An 18032-nucleotide genomic window follows, 5' to 3' on the forward strand; every position below is an offset into this window, starting at 1 on the left:
GTAGCCACCATGGCAGCCAAGGACGTAAAATTCGGTCGCGACGCACGTGAGCGCATCCTGCGCGGCGTCGACATCCTCGCCGACGCGGTGAAGGTCACGCTGGGGCCGAAGGGCCGCAACGTCGTCATCGACAAGAGCTTCGGCGCGCCGCGCATCACCAAGGACGGTGTGTCGGTTGCGAAGGAAATCGAACTCAAGGACAAGTTCGAGAACATGGGCGCCCAGATGGTGCGCGAAGTGGCCTCGAAGACCAACGACGTTGCCGGTGACGGCACCACCACCGCGACCGTTCTCGCCCAGGCGATCGTGCGCGAGGGCATGAAGTCGGTCGCGGCCGGCATGAACCCGATGGACCTGAAGCGCGGTATCGACCTCGCCGTCGGCAAGGTGGTCGCTGACCTTCAGTCGCGCTCGAAGGCCGTTGCCGGTTCGAACGAGATCGCCCAGGTCGGCATCATCTCGGCGAACGGCGACCGTGAAGTCGGCGAGAAGATCGCCGAGGCCATGGAGAAGGTCGGCAAGGAAGGCGTGATCACCGTCGAAGAGGCGAAGGGTCTCGAATTCGAGCTCGACGTCGTCGAGGGCATGCAGTTCGACCGCGGCTATCTGTCGCCCTACTTCATCACCAACCCGGAAAAGATGGCCGTCGAGCTGGCCGATCCGTACATCCTGATCCACGAGAAGAAGCTGTCGTCGCTCCAGGCGATGCTGCCGATCCTCGAGGCGGTTGTGCAGTCGGGCCGTCCGCTGCTGATCATCGCCGAGGACATCGAGGGTGAGGCACTGGCCACGCTCGTCGTCAACAAGCTGCGCGGCGGCCTCAAGGTCGCAGCCGTCAAGGCGCCGGGCTTCGGCGATCGCCGCAAGGCGATGCTCGAGGACATCGCGATCCTGACCAAGGGCGAAGTCATCAGCGAAGACCTCGGCATCAAGCTCGAGAGCGTCACGCTCGGCATGCTCGGCACCGCCAAGCGCGTCACGATCGACAAGGACAACACCACCATCGTCGACGGTGCGGGTGAAGCCGATGCGATCAAGGGCCGCACCGATGCGATCCGTCAGCAGATCGAAGTCACCACCAGCGATTACGACCGTGAGAAGCTCCAGGAGCGTCTCGCTAAGCTCGCCGGCGGCGTGGCCGTGATCAAGGTCGGCGGCGCTTCGGAAGTCGAGGTGAAGGAGCGCAAGGACCGCGTCGACGACGCGCTGCACGCGACCCGCGCTGCGGTCGAAGAAGGCATCGTCCCCGGTGGCGGCACCGCGCTGCTCTATGCGACCAAGTCGATCGAAGGCCTGGAAGGCGCCAACGAAGACCAGACCCGCGGCGTGGACATCGTCCGCAAGTCGCTGACCGCGCTGGTTCGCCAGATCGCCAGCAACGCGGGCCATGACGGCGCGGTCGTCTCGGGCAAGCTGCTCGACCAGACCGACACCTCGTTCGGCTTCAACGCCGCGACCGACACCTACGAGAACCTCGTGGCTGCCGGCGTGATCGATCCGACCAAGGTCGTCCGCACCGCGCTGCAGAACGCGGCGTCGGTCGCCGGCCTGCTCATCACCACCGAAGCGGCGGTGAGCGAGCTGCCGGAAGACAAGCCGGCTCTGCCCATGGGCGGCGGCGGCATGGGCGGCATGGGCGGCATGGATTTCTGATCGAGAACGGCCTGGATTAGCCGCGCTAATCCAGGCCTCGTTCCGATCCGGACGGCGGGTCGCGCAGCGAGCCCGACCGACGAGTCCCGGCTTTGCCGGGACCGGATCCAGACGACCCGGCCTACCGGCTGGACCAAAAGCAAAGGGCCGGCGGAGCGATCCGCCGGCCCTTTCTTCTTGTCTGCTTTCCGAAATTTAACGCTTGCCCGCTAACCCGTGGCATAGGGGGACGGGAACGGCCATGAACGCGGCGAAGGCCATTGATCGATCGATTGTCCGTGAGGCGGCGTCCACGCTGCACCTCGCGCCAGCCGCGCTGTCCGCCGATTTCCTTCCGCTCGGCCTGACCGACCCCGCCCTTGCCGCCGAGTGGGACGATCTCGCCGCGAACGCCTCCGAACCCAATGCCTTCATGGAACGCTGGTTCGTCACCGCGGGCACCGCGCATCTTCCCCCCCGCCAGGGCCGCCTGCTCGCCGTCCGCGCCGACGAGCAACTCATCGGTCTGCTCCCGCTCACCATGGAAACGCGCTACGGTCGCCTGCCGATCGCACATGTCGAGAACTGGCTCCATTATCACTGCTTCCTCGGCGGCCCGCTGCTCCGCCATGGCCATGAGGCCGCCGGCTGGACCGCGATCCTCGCCGCGCTCGACACCGATCCGCAGTCGCGCGGTCTGCTGCACCTCACCGGGCTGGTCGAGGACGGCCCGGTCCACCGCGCCCTGCTCGCCGCCGCGAACCGCCCCTGCGACACCGTCCACCGGATCGAGCGCGCACTGCTCCAGAGCGACCTGTCGCCCACCGCCTATTACGAAGCCACGGTGCGCAAGAAGAAGCGCAAGGAGATCAAGCGCCTCCAGTCGCGCCTCGCCGAATTGGGCAGCGTCACCACCACGCGGCTCACCGGTCGCGCCGACCTCCCCGCCTGGATCGACACCTATCTCGCGCTGGAAAAATCCGGCTGGAAGGGTCGCGCGGGTTCGGCGCTCGCCAGCGAGCCGCACACCGCCGCCTTCTTCCGCGACGCGCTCACCGGCGCGTTCGACGCTGGCCAGCTCGAACTCCTCCGCCTCGACCTTGACGGCGAGCCGCTGGCGATGCTGGTCAACTTCCTCACCGCCCCCGGCTCCTTCTCGTTCAAGACCGCGTTCGACGAGGCATTTTCCCGCTACTCCCCCGGCGTGCTGATCCAGCTCGAGAATCTCGCTATTCTCGACAATCCCGCCATCGCCTGGATGGACAGCTGCGCCGCCGCCGACCACCCGATGATCGACAGCCTGTGGGGCGAGCGCCGTGCCATCGTCCGCGTCACCCTGCCGCTCTCCGGCTGGCGCAGCCGCACCCTCTTCCGTGTCGCCCGCGCCGTCGAGCGCGCCGCGCAAGCCATCCGCAACCGCCGCACGCGCCCGCAAGCGCCTCCGGAGACCGAAGAATGACCGCTACCCGCCTCGCGCCGGCAACTGTGTTCGACACCGACGCCCGCGCGCGTTTCGCCACTCTCTATCCCGAGCAGCCGGGCAAGATCGCCCACGCCCTCACCGGCCATAAGCTGTTCGAACTTGAGGCGCTGGTCGAACTCTCGCAGCGCATCCGCCCGGTCGATGTCGAACAGAATCTCGCCAACCTCCCGATCGAGGTCGATCCGTCCACGGTGCAGCATAACGGCCTGTCGGTCGCCGACTCGATCCGTTCGATCGAGCAGAACGGCTCGTGGATGGTGCTCAAGTTCATCGAGCAGGATGCTGTCTATCGCCAGCTCCTCGACGAGATCCTCGACGAGCTTCAGCCGGTGGTGGCGGCCCGCACCGGCGCGATGATCAAGCGCGAAGCGTTCGTCTTCGTCTCCTCGCCCGGCGCGGTCACGCCCTTCCACATGGACCCGGAGCACAACATCCTGCTCCAGCTGCGGGGTGAGAAGACGATGACGCTCTTCCCCGCCGCCGATCCCGAGCTGACCCCCGGCGCGCTGCAGGAGGAATTCCATCGCGGTGCCCACCGCAACCTGCCCTATCGCGACGCCTTCCTGCCCAAGGGTCAGCCGATCCCGCTCACGCCCGGGGAAGGCCTCTATGTTCCGGTCAAGGCGCCGCACTGGGTACAGAACGGCGCTGCCACCTCGGTCTCGCTGTCGGTCACCTGGCGCTCCGAATGGAGCTACCGCGAGGCCGACGCCCACGCCTTCAACCGCCTGCTGCGCGGCGCGGGCCTCAGCCCCGCCATGCCTGCGCGCTATCCGCGCCAGAACATGCTCAAGGCCTATGCCTGGCGCGCCATCGCCAAGGCGCGACGGCTAGCAGGAAATCCCGACCCGCAATGACCGCCCCCCTACCCCTGGCCGCCAGCCACGACGCCGCGCGCCTCCATGAGTCGCTCGACGGTATCGCGCGTGCCGCGTCCAGGGCCGCGCAGCCGGGCTTCTACGACCGCCACGATTGGCTCGCGCTCACCCATGCGCACATCTATCCCAGCGATCCGCTCGCCATCGCCAGCGTGCGCGAGGGCGATGCCACTGCCTGGCTGCCACTGCGTGACTGCGGCGGTGGGCACGGCCGCGGCTTGGCGAGCTGGTACACGCTCGCTTTCGCACCGCTCTTCACGCCGGGCACCGATCCGGACACCCGCGCCCGCCTGCTCGGCGAGATCGCCCGCATCCTTCGCCGCCGCTTCGATACGCTCAGCCTCTGGCCGCTAGAAGCCGATGTCGCCGCCGAGCTTCAGGCGGCGTTCCGGGCGCAAGGCTGGCTGCCGCGTCTTCAGTTCGAGACCGCCAACTGGGTCGCCGAGACCGCCGGCCTCGATTTCGACGCCTATTGGGCCAATCGCCCGTCGAAACTGCGCAACACCGTTCGCCGCCGGACAAAGAACTCGCCCTTCACCACCGACGTGCTCGATCGCTTCGACGATGCCGCGTGGGATGCGTACGAGACAGTCTATGCGCAGAGCTGGAAGCCGGACGAAGGAGCTCCCGACTTCCTCCGCGCCGCCGCGGCAGCAGAAGGAGCGGCGGGCACGCTTCGCCTCGGCATCGCGCGGCGCGACGGCGTTCCGGTCGCTGCTCAATTCTGGACGGTCGAGAACGGCCACGCCACGATCCACAAGCTCGCCTATCTTGAAAGCGAACGCGAGCATTCACCGGGCACGCTGCTGTCCGTGGCAATGTTCCGCCATGTCCTCGATCGGGATCGTCCGGCGATGATCGATTATGGCAATGGCAACGAGCCATACAAGGCCGAGTGGATGGACACTCGGCGCGAGCGCTTCCGCCTGCGCCTGTTCAACCTTCGCAGTGTCGGCGGCCTCTCTCAGGGTGTAAGCCGCGCCGCCCGCGCCGCGCTCCGCCGGATCACGGGCTAGGGATCGGCTCCGCCGCAATTGTATAGTCAAATCCGTGACGCAGCCCGTCAAGGCGCGCGTCCGCCGCTAACGCCCGCTCGCGAATGGCCTCACCCTGGGCCTGCAACGCCGCCGCCAGCGCCCGGTCGGGCATCGCCTCAAGCCGGCGGAGGCACATGTCGATCTGGCTGTTCACGAAGCGAGCGCCGTACCGGATCGGGAAACGTGCCACGTCGATCACCCGCCAGCCGTTCGTCTCCATTCGCTCCACCAACCATTCGAGCGGAAACTCGCGATAGGGCCGCTCGCCGGACAGCAGCAGGCAGGCGTCGCGATACCGCCCGATCTCCCAGATGATCCGACCCGCCTCGGTCCCCGGATCGCGGCTGACATAGGGTTCCAGCCCGACCAGATAGAGCCGCCCCGCCGTCACGCCATGCAGCCGAGCGAACATCCGCTCCTGGAAATAGGGCGCAAACCCCTCGATCGCGCCGATCAGGTAATCGGCGAGCACGGTGTCGAACCGCTCTCCGGCCAACAGCTGCGGGTCGGCCCAATTGCCGACGATGATTCGGTCCTCGGGGCGCCGAACCGACTCGGCCACGTCGCGGACCTGCGCCGCATGCCCGACCGCGCCGCTCACCGCGACCCAGCGCTCGGTCTGGATCGACGTCACCCACTGGATCGAATTGGTGCCCGTCCCGGCGTCGAGCAAGGCGCCCCAGGGCCGCTCGCCCTGGAGCGCCTCGATATGCCGGAACAGTGCGGACGGCTGTCGCGTCCGCACTGCCCCTGCCCGGGCGGAGAGGCGCCCGCTCAGAACGCCGCCCGCAGCCCGAACACGATGTTCCGCCCGCGCAGCGGCGCCGCATTCTTGATGAAGGACGCGTGATTGAACGCCAGTTCGTTGGTCAGGTTGGTCCCGCGCACGAACAGTTCGGCGCTGCGGTTGGCACCCAGCTCCAGCTTGTAGGCGACCGTCGCATTGACCATGTCGTAGCCCGGGGTCGTGGTCTCGTACGACGCGACCTTCCCTTGCTCGAACACATGATAATATTCGGCGTCCGCCGTGAAGGGGCCGACATGCGCGTCGGCGCGTGCGCCCAGCCGCCCGGCGGGGATACGCGGCAGATTGCCCTGCCCGTCCTTGAACTTGGCGCGGACATAATCGCCGAACAGCGACGCGGCGAATTGCGGGCTGAATTCATAGCGCACCTCGCCGTCGATCCCGGTGAAGGTCGCGCCGCGCCCGACATAGCGGATCAGGCGGAAGTCCTCGAACTGGTCGATCGTGTCGCCATAGATATAGTTGGCGAAGTCCTGATGATACGCGCCGATGGTGAAGGTCGCCGCGCCCTTGGTCTTGCGCAGCGTCAGGTTGACCGAGTTCGACTTCTCCTCGCGCGTCGATACATCGACCGGCAGCCGCGTGTTGCCGGTAACCATTCCGATCTCGAACGTGTTGGTCGCAAGGTGGACGCCATAAGCGTACAGCTCCTGCACCGACGGCGCGCGCTCGGCATGGACAAAGGACAGCGCGATCGAATGGCTGTCGTCGAGGTTCCATACCGCCGCGGCCGATGCCGAGAAGGGGCTGTGGCTGATCGAGGGATAGCGCGCCACGTGCGACTTCACCTCCTGCCACTCCTGCCGCACCGCGCCTTCGAGCCGCACCGGGCCCAGCTGAAGCGATTCCATCAGGAACAGCGCGGTATTCTTGGTCGTGGTGTCGATCAGGAACGCCTCCGCGCCATCGGCGGAGAAGTCGCTTTCCCAATGCTGCACCCCGAATACGCCACGCAGCCCGCCGATCGGCTTGTGCGCCAGCTCCAGCCTGATGTCGGTCGCCTTGTTGCGGAAGGTCGTGGCGACCTCGCCCTCGTCCAGCTCGTCATGCTCATAGTCGGTAAACGACATACGGAAGCGCACCCGTTCGAATCCAGGCAATGGATCGCGCCAGTCGCTGCGGATGTCGAACCGGTCGCTCCGCAGCTTCACCTGGGGCGGATCCTCGTGATCGTGCCCATGGTCATGGTCGTGATCGCCATCGTCATGGCCATGCCCGCCGCAATGCAGGCTGGTGCCATGCGGGTGACAATCCTCATATTCGTGGTTGTGCCCCGGCAGGCCGTAGCTGCTGCGCTGGCGGGTATAGGCGACGCCCAGATAGCCGTTGTCGCCGATCCACGACGCGCCCGCGCTCAGCGTGTCGGTGTCGTTATACGATCCGACGACATGGTCCTCGCCGAAACTGCCGGGCACGCGATAGTCGTTTGACTTGCGCTTCACGCCCTCGATGCGAAGCGCGAACGGCCCGACCCCTGCGGTGGCCCCGCCGACGATCGCACGCTCGTCGTCGCCGGTGCCCAGCCGGCCCTCGATCGCCCCGGTGATCCCGCCCTCGGGGATCGATGTTGGCACCTTCTCGTCGAGCAGGTTGATCGCGCCGCCGCTCGCGCCGCTGCCATAGAGCAGGGTTGCGGGGCCGCGCAGCACCTCAATACCCCGCAGCAGCAGCGGCTCGACCGCGATATTATGGTCGGGCGAGATCGCCGACGCGTCCTGGATGCCGACCCCGTCGGTCAGCGCCTGGACGCGCGGCGCGGTCTGGCCGCGGATCACCGGACGGCTGGCGCCGCCGCCGAAGCTCTCGAAATTGATGCCGGGCTGGCCCGCCAGCGTTTCGCCGATCGTCGCCGCACGGCGATGGACCAGCTCGTCACCGCTCAGCGTGATCACTGGAGTCGCGGTCTCGTCCGCGGTTTGCTGCAACGGGGTCGCGGTGATGACCACCTCGCCCTCGGCGTGGCTGCCCGCCTGACCCGCCGCATTGGTAGCGCTGTTCGCATAGGCCGCACCCGGCAGGATCGCGACCGCCGACACGGCACAGAGAAGATGATGACGCACGCATTTACCCCTTTTCACACTCCAATGCCGGCCCGATTAGGATATGATGCAACATATCGCAATAGCCGAGTTGATGTTTCGGCGGTGCACTGGCCCAAAGCACGGAGCCCCGCTAACAACGAGCGATGCGCGCGCCTTCCGATGATTTTCTGGTCCGCGATCGTGCACTTTCCCGCTGCGATGTCGAAGCGCTTCCCCTCGATGCGGCACCGATCGATTGCGATCTCGAACAAGCCGCCCGGTTCCGGGGCGCCGTCATCTCGCGCGATCAGACCCCGCTGCGACTGGACCAGGTGGGCCTCAGGGTGGTTTGAAGGGAAGAAATGAGGGGGACCCTGTCATGACGCGCGATCAGGCCGCGCCGTACGCGATGCTCGCCGTGCTGGCGCTCGCGCTGTTCGGCGTCTTCTTCCATTGGCAGATTCTCGACATCTCCAACGTCGCCTGGCTGCTGCGCGGCAGCGACAATGGCGAGAACGCACTGGGGCTTCACGCCTGGCTGCACGATCCGGCGCCCGGCTTCGTGCGCACCAGCCTGCTCAACGCGCCCGAGGGCACCGGCCTGCTGTTCACGGACAGCAACCCGCTCCTGTCGGCGCTGGTCTTTCCGTTCCGCGGCCTGCTCCCGGCCGATGCGCAGGTGATCGGCTGGTGGCTGCTTGCCTGCCTGTTCCTTCAACTCTTCTTCGCATGGCAACTGCTTCGCCGCCATGCGCCCAGCGAACTCGCTTTGTGGTGCGGCGTGCTGCTGCTTGCCGCCCTGCCGACGCTGTTCAACCGCATTGTCCATGTGAACCTGATGGCGCACTGGCTGATCCTGTGGGCATTGTGGCGCTTCATGGATCCGCAGCGTTCGGGATCGAACAAGGGCTGGGCGGTGCTCGTCGCGATCACCGCCTTCGTCCATAGCTATCTGCTGGTGATGGTCGGCGCGATCTGGGCGAGCGCCATGCTCGAACGGTTCTGGAAGTCGCCGAAAGCCGCACCGCGCCTCTTCGCCGAATGCACCGCGATCCTGCTCATGGTCCTTGCCATCGCCTGGAGCCTCGGCGTGTTCGAGCCGCACTGGCCGTCGGGCAATTACGGCGCCTTCGCGATGCCGCTCGACGCGCTGTGGAACCCCGGGATCGATACCTATTCAGCCTTTCTTCCGGCCATCGAGCAGCGGCCCGGCCGGGGGTTCGAGGGCTTCCAGTATCTCGGACTGGGCCTGCTGATCCTGCTTCCCCTCGCCGCGTTCCTCGCCCGCCGACTGCCACGCCCCGCCACGGATGCGCCCGACAGCCTCGCACGGCTCAAATGGCTGCTGCCCGCGCTCATCGTCCTTACCTTGCTCGCGATCAGCACCTATCCCGATTTCGCCGGGCGACAGCTGCCGCGCACAGCCCTGCCCGATCGCGTCGCGATTGCACTCGACGCGGTGCGCGCGTCGGGCCGGCTGTTCTGGCCGGCCGCCTATGTTCTGGTCTTCGCGGGCATCCGTATCCTGTTCCGGCTCGAACCGCGGCGTGCCGGTCTCATCCTTGCTGCGCTCGCCATCGTCCAGACCGCCGACCTCACACCCATGGCGCTGTCGATCCGCGCCCAGAGCGCCGAGGCGCGCGGTGGCCCGCTCTATGTCCGCACCCGCTCGCTCGAATGGGACCGGCTGATCGCGCAGGCAAAGGACATCGCGTTCGTCCCGGGCGACGTCACCAAAGAGCTAGGCGTCTTTCAGGAAGTTGCCTGGCGCGCAGCGAAGGCGAAAGTGCCGGTCCGCGCGGTCTACGCCGCCCGCCCCTCGATCGCGAGCAGCGCTCGGCAAGCAAACGAGACAGAGGTGTTCCGCGCGGGACAGGTGGTGCCGGGCCGGCTCTACATCCTGATCGACGGCGAACTGATCCCGCCGCCGTTGATGACCCAGGTGCGCCCACTCGACGGGGTCACGATCCTGTTCCAACCGTGAATCGCGACCACCTCAGCGGAGGCGGAGCAGCGGCGCCTATTTGTTCATCGCCTCGATGATGCGCTTCACATCCTGGCTGCGCCCGCGCGGCAGGACGAGGACGTCGTCGCCATCGGCAACCACGATCAGGTCGGATATCCCCACCAGCGCGACACGCTTGCCCGGTCCGGCCCGCACCAGGCAATCGGTGGTGTCGACCGCGATCACCTCTCCACCAAAGGCGTTGCCCGCGCCATCACAGTCACTGATTGCGTGCAGCGCGTCCCAGCTTCCGACATCGGACCAGCCCATCGCCACGGGCACCACGGCGACGCGCTCGGCCTTCTCCATCACCGCATAATCGATGGACTCAGCCGGCGATTTCGCGAACTCGATCTGATCGGGCAGAATTCGGGTCCCTTCACGGATCGCACGCGCCATCGCCGCCCGCACCGCCACCAGCATATCCGGCGCGAACCTGCCCAGCGCGTCGAGATAGGCGTCTGCCCTGAACAGGAAGATGCCGCCGTTCCAGGCGTGGCCGCCAGCGGCGATCATCGCCTCCGCCACATCCCGCTTCGGTTTCTCGACGAACCGCTCGACCTTATGCACCCCCGTCCGGATCGCATCGCCGACCTTGATATAGCCATAGCCCGTCTCGGGCGCATCGGGCGTGATTCCGAAGGTCACTAGCCACCCGTCCTCGACGAGGGGGAGCGCCGCGTCGATCGCGGCGTGGAAGGCAGCGACGTCGCCGATCACATGGTCGGACGGCATCACCAGCAGCGGCTCGCTCCCGCCGCCTGCCGCCAGCGCCGCGAGCGCGATTGCCGGGGCGGTATTGCGGCCCATCGGCTCCAGGATCAGCGCTTGCGCCCGCGCCTCGACCGCCCCCAACTGCTCCTCGACCATATCCGCGTGCAGCGCGTTGGCGACAATCACCGGCGCAGCAAAGCGATCGCCAGCCGGGGTGCGCCGCGCGGTCAGTTGAAGCATGGTTTCCTCGGCAGTCAGCGCCAGCATCTGCTTGGGCATTTCGGGCCGGGACATCGGCCACAGCCGGATGCCCGATCCGCCGGAGAGGATAACGGGAACGATCGGCTTCTGGTCGGTCATCATGGTCTCCTCGCCAGCGAGGCTAGCCTTGCCCGCACGTGCCGCCAAACACTTATCGGGACATGAATTTCCCGGTCTTCAGCTTTTTTTCGTCAATTTTGCCGACATGTCCTTACAGTGTCGGATTTGTTTACAGTTTCCGGTGTAGGGGTTGGGGCGCTATGATCCGCCTGTTCAAACACTATATTCCGAACGCGGTGCTGCTGCTCGCCCTGTTCGATCTCGTGCTGCTGTTCTCCGCGGCCGAGTTCGGCTGGGCCTATCGCGCCTGGCAGATCGGGATGAAGGTCGAACCGATCCACACCCGTATCCTCCAGATGAGCAGCTTCGCCGCTTGTCTCGAGCTCGCGATGATCGCGGTCGGGGTCTATGGCGCGGATTCGCTTCAGTCGATCCGGGTCGCCGCCGCGCGGCTGCTGGTCGCGGTGTCGCTGGGAACGATCTTCCTCTCGGTCGTGTTCTTCGTCGTTCCGGCGCTCACCTTCTGGCGCTCGAACCTGCTCTACGCGATGCTCGCCGCGGCGGTGATGCTGTTCCTGCTGCGCCTGCTGCTCGGCAAGACGCTGGGCAGCCAGATCTTCAAGCGCCGGGTGGTCGTGCTCGGCGCCGGCGCGCGGGCCGAGCGGCTCAAGGCGCTTTCCAAGAAACCGGGTGCCGGTTTCGTCGTCGTCGGCTATGTCGCGATGAGCGAGGCGAACCGCACCATTCCCGAAGCGATCGCACGCGACGCCATCTACAACCTTGCCGATCATGTCGTGCTGCTCAACGCCAGCGAAGTCGTGCTCGCGCTGGAAGAACGCCGCAACGCATTGCCGCTCAAGGATCTGCTGCGGATCAAGACCACCGGCGTCCATGTCAACGACACGTCGACCTTCCTCGAGCGCGAGACGGGACGCGTCGATCTTCAGTCGGTCAATCCGAGCTGGCTGATCTTCTCCGACGGCTTCTCCTCGGGCCGGATGCTGTCGAGCATGTTCAAGCGGTTCTTCGACATCGTCGCGAGCCTGATCCTGCTGGTCCTCACCCTACCGCTGGTCCTGCTCGGCGCACTCGCGGTGAAGCTCGAAAGCCGCGGCCCGGCCTTCTATCGCCAGCGCCGCGTCGGGCTCTACGGACAGGGCTTCGACATCATCAAGCTGCGTTCGATGCGCGTCGATGCGGAAGTCGGCGGCAAGGCGGTCTGGGCCGAGAAGGACGATCCGCGCATCACCCGGGTCGGCCGCTTCATCCGCAAGGTGCGGATCGACGAGCTGCCGCAATGCTGGTCGGTGCTGAAGGGTGAGATGAGCTTTGTCGGTCCGCGCCCCGAACGCCCCCAGTTCGTCGAGGATCTCGAGGCCAAGCTGCCCTATTATGCCGAGCGGCACATGGTGAAGCCCGGCATCACCGGCTGGGCGCAGATCAACTATCCCTATGGTGCGTCGATCGAGGACAGTCGCCAGAAGCTCGAATATGACCTCTATTACGCAAAGAACTATTCCCCCTTTCTCGACGTGCTGATCCTGCTCCAGACGCTCCGGGTGGTGCTCTTCCCGGACGGCGCGCGCTGATCCCGTGGTTCCGGCGCTGATCCTCTGGAGCCACGCGCTCGCGGCGCTGCTGTTCGGCGCGCTCGGCCTGTGGACGCTGCGCCGCGCCGAGGCCGGCGTGCCGCGCAACCCGCTCGCCGTGGCACTGCTGATGACCGCGCTGTGGGCGCTCGCGGTCGCAGGGATCGGCGAAACCGATCTGACCACCCGTATCGCCGAAAGCGGGCGCAACCTTGCCTGGCTCGCTTTCATGATCGCACTTCACCGCCGCAACGGATCGGAGCGACCGCCTGCCGCGATCGGCATCGTCTATGGTGTCGTCGCGCTCGTCATCCTTGTCGCATTGGCGCTCCACGTGGCCGCGACCGCGCCGGAAGTCGCACCTGAAGTGACCCAAGCGGCGCTGCTGCTGCGCATGATGGCCGCCGTCACCGCGCTCGTGCTCGTTCAGAGCCTCCACAGCGCGATCACCGCGCCCGGCACCGCCGGCATGCGCCCGGTCGTGCTCGCGATCGGCGCGATATGGCTGGTCGACATCAACGTCCTCAGCGTCGCCTGGCTGACCATGGGCTGGCCGCACCAGCTGGTCGCGGTACGCGGCGGCGCGATGGCGCTGATCGCCGCAGCGATCGCGATGGGGCTGCAGAGGCGCGGCGAGTGGCCGATGCAGCTTTCCCGCACCGTCGCCTATCAATCGCTCTCGCTGGTCGCGATCGGCCTCTATTTCGCGCTGCTGGCGCTCGCCACTTCGGCGCTCGCCGCGATCGGCGGCGACAATGCGCGGCTGCTCCAGACCGCCTTCGTCTTCGGCTCGACCGCCGCCATCCTCACCTTGGTATCGAGCCCCTGGCTGCGTGCCTGGATCAAGGTGAAGCTCGCCAAGCACTTCTTCCGCCACCGCTACGACTATCGCGCGGAATGGATGCGCTTCACCGAAACGCTGGGCGAGCCCGAAGGCAGCGCCCCGCTCGACGAGCGTATCGTCAAGGCGCTCGCGGACCTCACCGATTCGCCCGCGGGCGTTCTGCTGGTGCCCCAGGGCGAAGCGCTGGGCGTCGGCGCGGCGTGGAACATCGATCGAGCCGTGCTGCCCGCCGGCTATGGGGAAAGCTGGCATCTCGACCGGATCGATCCGACGCTGGTTCTGGAGCTCGATACCGTCGAGGGTGCCGATTCGGCGCCCCCGTCGATCCGCAGCTGGGATCAGGCATGGGTGGTGGTGCCGTTGCCGCATCACGCGCGTCTTGCCGGCGCGATCGTGCTCGCCCGCCCGCCCATCACGCGCGCGCTCGACTGGGAGGATTTCGACCTGCTCAAGGCGGCCGGCCGCCAGCTGGCCAGCTATCTCGCCGAGGAACGCGCGATCGAGGCACTGGCCGAAGCCGAACGGTTCGAGGAATTCAACCGCCGCTTCGCCTTCATCATGCACGACATCAAGAATCTGGTCAGCCAGCTGACGCTGGTCGCGCGCAATGCGGAGCGCCACGCCGACAATCCCGCCTTTCGTGCCGACATGGTCGCTACCCTTCAGGATTCGGCCGGGCGCATGAACGACATGCTCGCGCGCCTCTCGCAGCATCACCGCGCGCGCACCGATGCGCCGGTCGCGGTGCCGCTTGCGCCGCTCGCCCGGCGCGTCGCCAAGGCGCGGCGCGCGCAGCACCCGGTCGAGGTATCGAGCAGCGGCGATCCGCTCGCCATCGCCGATCCCGCGATGCTTGAAACGCTGCTCGGCCACCTCATCCAGAATGCGATCGAGGCCAGCGCCGCGGACGCGCCAGTGCGGATCGAAGTGCGTTCCGAAAAGGAAGAGGCGCGGATCGACGTGATCGATCGCGGCGCGGGCATGTCGCCCGCTTTCATCCGGGACAAGTTGTTCAAGCCCTTCGTCTCGTCCAAGCCCGGCGGCTTCGGCATCGGCGCGTTCGAGGCGCAGAAGCTCGCCGCCGAGATGGGCGGGCGGATCGAGGTCAAGAGCAGCGAGGGCAAGGGATCGCGATTTCGCGTTGTGCTGCGCGCAGCGGCCGGCGCCGGTAACGAAGTTGGACAAGCGGCATGAACGACAAACCCAAACTCCTGATCGTCGAGGACGATGCCGGGCTGCAGCGCCAGCTGCGCTGGGCCTATGAGGGCTATGAGATCCTGACCGCGGGCGACCGCGAGGGCGCCATCGCGATGCTGCGTGCGGAGGAGCCGGCGGTGGTCACGCTCGATCTCGGCCTGCCGCCCGACCCCGACGGCACGAGCGAGGGCTTCGCCGTCCTCGAAACCATCCTCGCGCTCAAGCCCGATACCCGCGTCATCGTCGCATCGGGCCATGGCGAGCGCGAATCGATGCTCCGCGCCATCTCGATGGGGGCATGGGACTTCTACCAGAAGCCGATCGACATCGACGCGCTCGGCCTAATCGTTGCACGCGCCTTCCACGTCCATGCGCTCGAGGCCGAAAACCGCCGCCTCGCCGCGCGGGCCGAACGCGGCACTGCGCTCGGCGGCATCGTTACCGGATCGCCCGAGATGCTCAAGGTCACCCGCACGATCGAGCGCGTCGCCCCGGCCGACGTCTCGGTGATGCTGCTCGGCGCCAGCGGCACCGGAAAGGAGCTGCTCGCCCGCGGCCTGCACGACGCCAGCCGCCGCAAGGGCGAGTTCGTCGCGATCAACTGCGCCGCAATCCCCGAAACCCTGCTCGAATCCGAATTGTTCGGGCACGAGAAAGGGGCCTTCACCGGCGCGGTCAAGACGACCGAGGGCAAGATCGAGCAGGCGCAGGGCGGCACGCTCTTCCTCGACGAGATCGGCGACGTGCCGCTCGCGCTTCAGGTCAAGCTGCTGCGCTTCCTGCAGGAGCGCGTGATCGAGCGGATCGGCGGACGCAAGCCGATTGCAGTCGATACCCGCGTGGTCTGCGCGACGCACCAGGACATCGACGCGATGATCGCCGCGGGCACCTTCCGCGACGACCTCTATTACCGCCTCGCCGAGATCGTCGTGCGGATCCCGAGCCTCGCCGAGCGTCCGGGCGATGCGGGCCTGCTCGCGCGCCATCTGCTCCACAAGCACAGCAGCGCGATGAAGCTCGGCACCAAGAGCTTCGCCCCCGATGCGCTCGACGCGATCGACGCATGGCACTGGCCGGGCAATGTCCGCGAGCTGGAAAACCGGGTGAAGCGCGCCGCGATCATGGCCGACGGCAAGCTCGTCGTCGCCGCCGATCTGGATCTCCCCGCGCCCGAACATGCCGGCCCGGTCAACCTGAAGGCCGTGCGCGAGGCCGCGGACCGGCGCGCGATCATCCAGGCCCTCTCCCGCACCGACGGCAATATCTCCGGCACCGCGCGCCTGCTCGGGATCAGCCGCCCCACCCTCTATGATCTGATGAAGGCCTATGACCTCCAGCCCTGAAACCGGCCGCCGACGCACCTGGCGCAGCGACAGCAGCCGCGCGGCGGGCAAGCGCCGCGTCAATCTGCGCCGCATCGTCGTGTTCGCGCTGTGCATCGGCGCGTTCGGCGTGGCGCTGCTCGCCTTCCGCTCGGTCGTTGCCAACCGCGTCGATCCCGAAGCGGCGCGCGCGGCAGTCGCGCGCAGCGAGCAGTATCTCAAGGCGAGCAACGCGTCCGCCGCCCGGTCGCAGGCCTTCGGCGCCGTCCGCGCCGATCCCAACTGGGGCGAGGCGCACCTCGCCCTCGCCCGTGCCGCCCTTGCGCTCGACGAAGGCATCGCCGCCGAGGCGTCGCTGCGCCGCGCGATCGACAACGGCATCGATCCGAAGCGCACCCATGCCCTGATGGCGCACGCGATCCTGCTGCAGGGCGATCCGCGTCGCGCGCTGATCGAAGCGGGCAAGGCCCCGGAAGCCGACCGCCTCTACGTCCTGCGCGTTCGCACCCGCGCCTATGCCGCAGGCGGCAATCTTGCCGCGGGGCAACAGGCCGCGCTGGCCGCGGTTCGTCTGGCACCCGACGATGCCAATACCTGGACCGATCTCGGCCGCTTCCGCCTCAACGCGGGCGATGTGGTCGGCGCGATCGAGGCGGCGGGCAAGGCCACCCAGCTCGACAGCGGCAATACCGAAGCGCTGGTCCTGCGCGGCGAGCTGGTCCGCAGCCAATACGGTCTGGTCGCGGCGCTCCCCTGGTTCGAGGCCGCGCTCAAGCGCGATCCCTATCGCCATTCGACGCTGATCCAGTACGCCTCCACGCTCGGCGACGCCGGCCGCACGCGCGAGATGCTCGCGGTCACCCGGCGCGCGATGGAGGTTCGCCCGCGCAGTCCGCAGTCCTTCTACCTGCAGGCCGTACTCGCCGCGCGCGCCGAGCAGTTCGATCTCGCCAGCAACCTGCTCCAGCGCGCAGGCAGCGGGATCGCCGCGCTGCCCGGCGGGATGCTGCTGGGCGGCACGCTCGACATCGAGCAGGGGCGCTACGAACGCGCAGTCGAGAAGCTGCGCAACCTGGTCAACGCCCAGCCGATGAACCTCACCGCGCGCAAGCTGCTCGCCACCGCGCTGCTTCGCTCGGACGCGTCGAAGAACGGGATCGAACTGCTGCTGCCGGTCGTCGCCCGCGGCGACGCCGATTCCTATGCGCTCAGCCTCGTCGCGCGCGGCTATGAACGAATCGGCCAGCGTGCCGATGCCGCCCGCTATTTCGACCGCGCCGCATCGCCGGTTCGCGACGGCTCGGCCTGGTTCAGCTCCGACGAAGCGCTGCCCAGTCTCACCGCCGCGGTGCAGAAGGCGCCGGTCGACGACCCGCGCGCCACGGTCCCGCTGATCCGCGGACTGATCGACAGCGGCAACAAGACAGACGCGCTCGCCGCCGCGAAGGAGATCGCCGCCAACAACCCCGGCGCGCCCGCCGCGCACACGCTGGTCGGCGATACGCTGATGCTGCTCGGCCGCCCCGGCGATGCCGTGCGCTACTACAAGGACGCTGCCAGCATCCGCTTTGACGAGGCTGCAATGCTCCGTCTGGTCGAGGCGCTCGACCGTTCGGGCCAGCGGCAGGAGGCATCCACCACGCTCGCGCTGTTCCTTTCGCAGAACCCGCTCAACCTCGCTGCTCTGCGCCTCTCAGCCAGCTGGCAGGCGGCAGCGGGCGACTATGACGCCGCGATCGATTCGCTCGAGGCGGTCCGCCTGCGCACCGGTAACCGCGACGCCGGGCTGCTCGCCGAGCTCGCGCTCGCCTATGCCGGCGCGGACGAGCCCGAACGCGCCGCGCGCTATGCCGAGGCTGCCTACCACCTAGCCCCATCCAACCCCGCAGTGGCGGGCGCAATGGGCTGGACCCTCGCCGAGAGCGGCGACATCGAGGGCGGCATCGAGCTGTTGCAAAAGGCGGTCGCGCTCGCCCCGCGCCACCCGATGCTGCGCTGGCAGCTCGCCCAGGCCTATGCCGAGGCCGGCCGCAACGCCGATGCCAGGGCGCAGGCGCAGGCCGCGATCGCCATCCCCGGCTTCACCGACCGCAGCGCCGCCGAAGCGCTGATCGCGAAACTGGCCTGAACCGATTCCTCTCCGATACGGCGAGGAATGAAGCCATTGCCTTCCTCCGCCCCGCC

General features: G+C 67.5%; 13 protein-coding genes. 10 read left to right on the forward strand and 3 right to left on the reverse strand.

What is annotated here, in order from left to right:
• Nucleotides 1–9: 9 nt before the first annotated feature.
• The 4 genes from groL to BDW16_RS06675 all read left to right on the forward strand — a co-directional run bounded on the left by groL (nt 10) and on the right by BDW16_RS06675 (nt 5009).
• The gene (gene groL, locus BDW16_RS06660; protein WP_066579593.1) at nt 10–1653 is read left to right on the forward strand and encodes a chaperonin GroEL; all 1644 of its coding nucleotides are present in this window, start codon (nt 10–12) and stop codon (nt 1651–1653) included.
• A gap of 241 nt (nt 1654–1894) precedes the next feature.
• On the forward strand, nt 1895–3091 hold the full coding sequence (locus tag BDW16_RS06665) for a GNAT family N-acetyltransferase (RefSeq protein WP_066579591.1): 1197 nt from the start codon (nt 1895–1897) through the stop codon (nt 3089–3091).
• Nucleotides 3088–3972, forward strand: coding sequence for a cupin-like domain-containing protein (locus BDW16_RS06670; protein ID WP_066579586.1), 885 nt, complete (start codon nt 3088–3090; stop codon nt 3970–3972). The genes BDW16_RS06665 and BDW16_RS06670 overlap by 4 nt, the downstream gene beginning before the upstream one ends.
• Nucleotides 3969–5009 carry a GNAT family N-acetyltransferase gene (locus BDW16_RS06675; protein ID WP_066579583.1) on the forward strand — a complete coding sequence of 347 codons (1041 nt, stop codon included), beginning with the start codon at nt 3969–3971 and terminating at the stop codon, nt 5007–5009. The genes BDW16_RS06670 and BDW16_RS06675 overlap by 4 nt, the downstream gene beginning before the upstream one ends.
• Here BDW16_RS06675 and BDW16_RS06680 read toward each other — a convergent pair.
• Nucleotides 4999–5775, reverse strand: coding sequence for a hypothetical protein (locus BDW16_RS06680; RefSeq protein ID WP_198585774.1), 777 nt, complete (start codon nt 5773–5775; stop codon nt 4999–5001). The genes BDW16_RS06675 and BDW16_RS06680 overlap by 11 nt on opposite strands.
• 29 nt (nt 5776–5804) lie before the next feature.
• A complete protein-coding gene (locus BDW16_RS06685) occupies nt 5805–7895 on the reverse strand; it encodes a TonB-dependent receptor domain-containing protein (protein WP_066579582.1) in 2091 nt (696 codons plus the stop codon).
• A 125-nt stretch (nt 7896–8020) separates the two neighbouring features.
• Between BDW16_RS06685 and BDW16_RS06690 the strand changes: the two genes are divergently transcribed.
• Both BDW16_RS06690 and BDW16_RS06695 read left to right on the forward strand, forming a co-directional pair.
• Nucleotides 8021–8209: a hypothetical protein gene (locus BDW16_RS06690; protein WP_066579581.1), complete on the forward strand. Its 189-nt coding sequence runs from the start codon at nt 8021–8023 to the stop codon at nt 8207–8209.
• A 26-nt stretch (nt 8210–8235) separates the two neighbouring features.
• Complete coding sequence (locus BDW16_RS06695) at nt 8236–9840, forward strand: DUF6311 domain-containing protein (protein WP_066579580.1); 1605 nt, start codon at nt 8236–8238, stop codon at nt 9838–9840.
• Nucleotides 9841–9876: 36 nt separating this feature from the next.
• Here BDW16_RS06695 and BDW16_RS06700 read toward each other — a convergent pair whose 3' ends face one another.
• Nucleotides 9877–10935 carry a mannose-1-phosphate guanylyltransferase/mannose-6-phosphate isomerase gene (locus BDW16_RS06700; RefSeq protein ID WP_083954341.1) on the reverse strand — a complete coding sequence of 353 codons (1059 nt, stop codon included), beginning with the start codon at nt 10933–10935 and terminating at the stop codon, nt 9877–9879.
• 161 nt (nt 10936–11096) lie between these two features.
• On the opposite strand from BDW16_RS06700, the gene BDW16_RS06705 reads away from it, so the two are divergent.
• Genes BDW16_RS06705 through BDW16_RS06720 form a run of 4 tightly spaced genes read left to right on the forward strand, consistent with a single transcriptional unit; the run spans nt 11097 to nt 17976 of the window.
• On the forward strand, nt 11097–12485 hold the full coding sequence (locus BDW16_RS06705) for a TIGR03013 family XrtA/PEP-CTERM system glycosyltransferase (protein ID WP_066579579.1): 1389 nt from the start codon (nt 11097–11099) through the stop codon (nt 12483–12485).
• A 4-nt stretch (nt 12486–12489) separates the two neighbouring features.
• Complete coding sequence (gene prsK, locus BDW16_RS06710) at nt 12490–14523, forward strand: XrtA/PEP-CTERM system histidine kinase PrsK (RefSeq protein ID WP_066579578.1); 2034 nt, start codon at nt 12490–12492, stop codon at nt 14521–14523.
• Complete coding sequence (gene prsR, locus BDW16_RS06715; RefSeq protein ID WP_066579576.1) at nt 14520–15869, forward strand: PEP-CTERM-box response regulator transcription factor; 1350 nt, start codon at nt 14520–14522, stop codon at nt 15867–15869. The genes prsK and prsR overlap by 4 nt, the downstream gene beginning before the upstream one ends.
• On the forward strand, nt 15853–17976 hold the full coding sequence (locus BDW16_RS06720; RefSeq protein ID WP_100362721.1) for a tetratricopeptide repeat protein: 2124 nt from the start codon (nt 15853–15855) through the stop codon (nt 17974–17976). Before prsR ends, BDW16_RS06720 begins: the two co-directional genes overlap by 17 nt.
• Nucleotides 17977–18032: the final 56 nt, after the last annotated feature.

This window comes from Sphingomonas koreensis, assembly GCF_002797435.1.
GTDB classification, from domain to species: domain Bacteria; phylum Pseudomonadota; class Alphaproteobacteria; order Sphingomonadales; family Sphingomonadaceae; genus Sphingomonas; species Sphingomonas koreensis.

Bases quoted from the DNA above. Each gene is read 5' to 3' on its own strand.
- groL (WP_066579593.1), top strand. From the start codon at position 10: ATGGCAGCCAAGGACGTAAAATTCGGTCGCGACGCACGTGAGCGCATC.
- BDW16_RS06720 (WP_100362721.1), top strand. From the start codon at position 15,853: ATGACCTCCAGCCCTGAAACCGGCCGCCGACGCACCTGGCGCAGCGAC.
- BDW16_RS06670 (WP_066579586.1), top strand. From the start codon at position 3,088: ATGACCGCTACCCGCCTCGCGCCGGCAACTGTGTTCGACACCGACGCC.
- BDW16_RS06700 (WP_083954341.1), bottom strand. From the start codon at position 10,935: ATGACCGACCAGAAGCCGATCGTTCCCGTTATCCTCTCCGGCGGATCG.
- BDW16_RS06665 (WP_066579591.1), top strand. From the start codon at position 1,895: ATGAACGCGGCGAAGGCCATTGATCGATCGATTGTCCGTGAGGCGGCG.
- BDW16_RS06705 (WP_066579579.1), top strand. From the start codon at position 11,097: ATGATCCGCCTGTTCAAACACTATATTCCGAACGCGGTGCTGCTGCTC.
- BDW16_RS06690 (WP_066579581.1), top strand. From the start codon at position 8,021: ATGCGCGCGCCTTCCGATGATTTTCTGGTCCGCGATCGTGCACTTTCC.
- BDW16_RS06675 (WP_066579583.1), top strand. From the start codon at position 3,969: ATGACCGCCCCCCTACCCCTGGCCGCCAGCCACGACGCCGCGCGCCTC.
- BDW16_RS06695 (WP_066579580.1), top strand. From the start codon at position 8,236: ATGACGCGCGATCAGGCCGCGCCGTACGCGATGCTCGCCGTGCTGGCG.
- prsR (WP_066579576.1), top strand. From the start codon at position 14,520: ATGAACGACAAACCCAAACTCCTGATCGTCGAGGACGATGCCGGGCTG.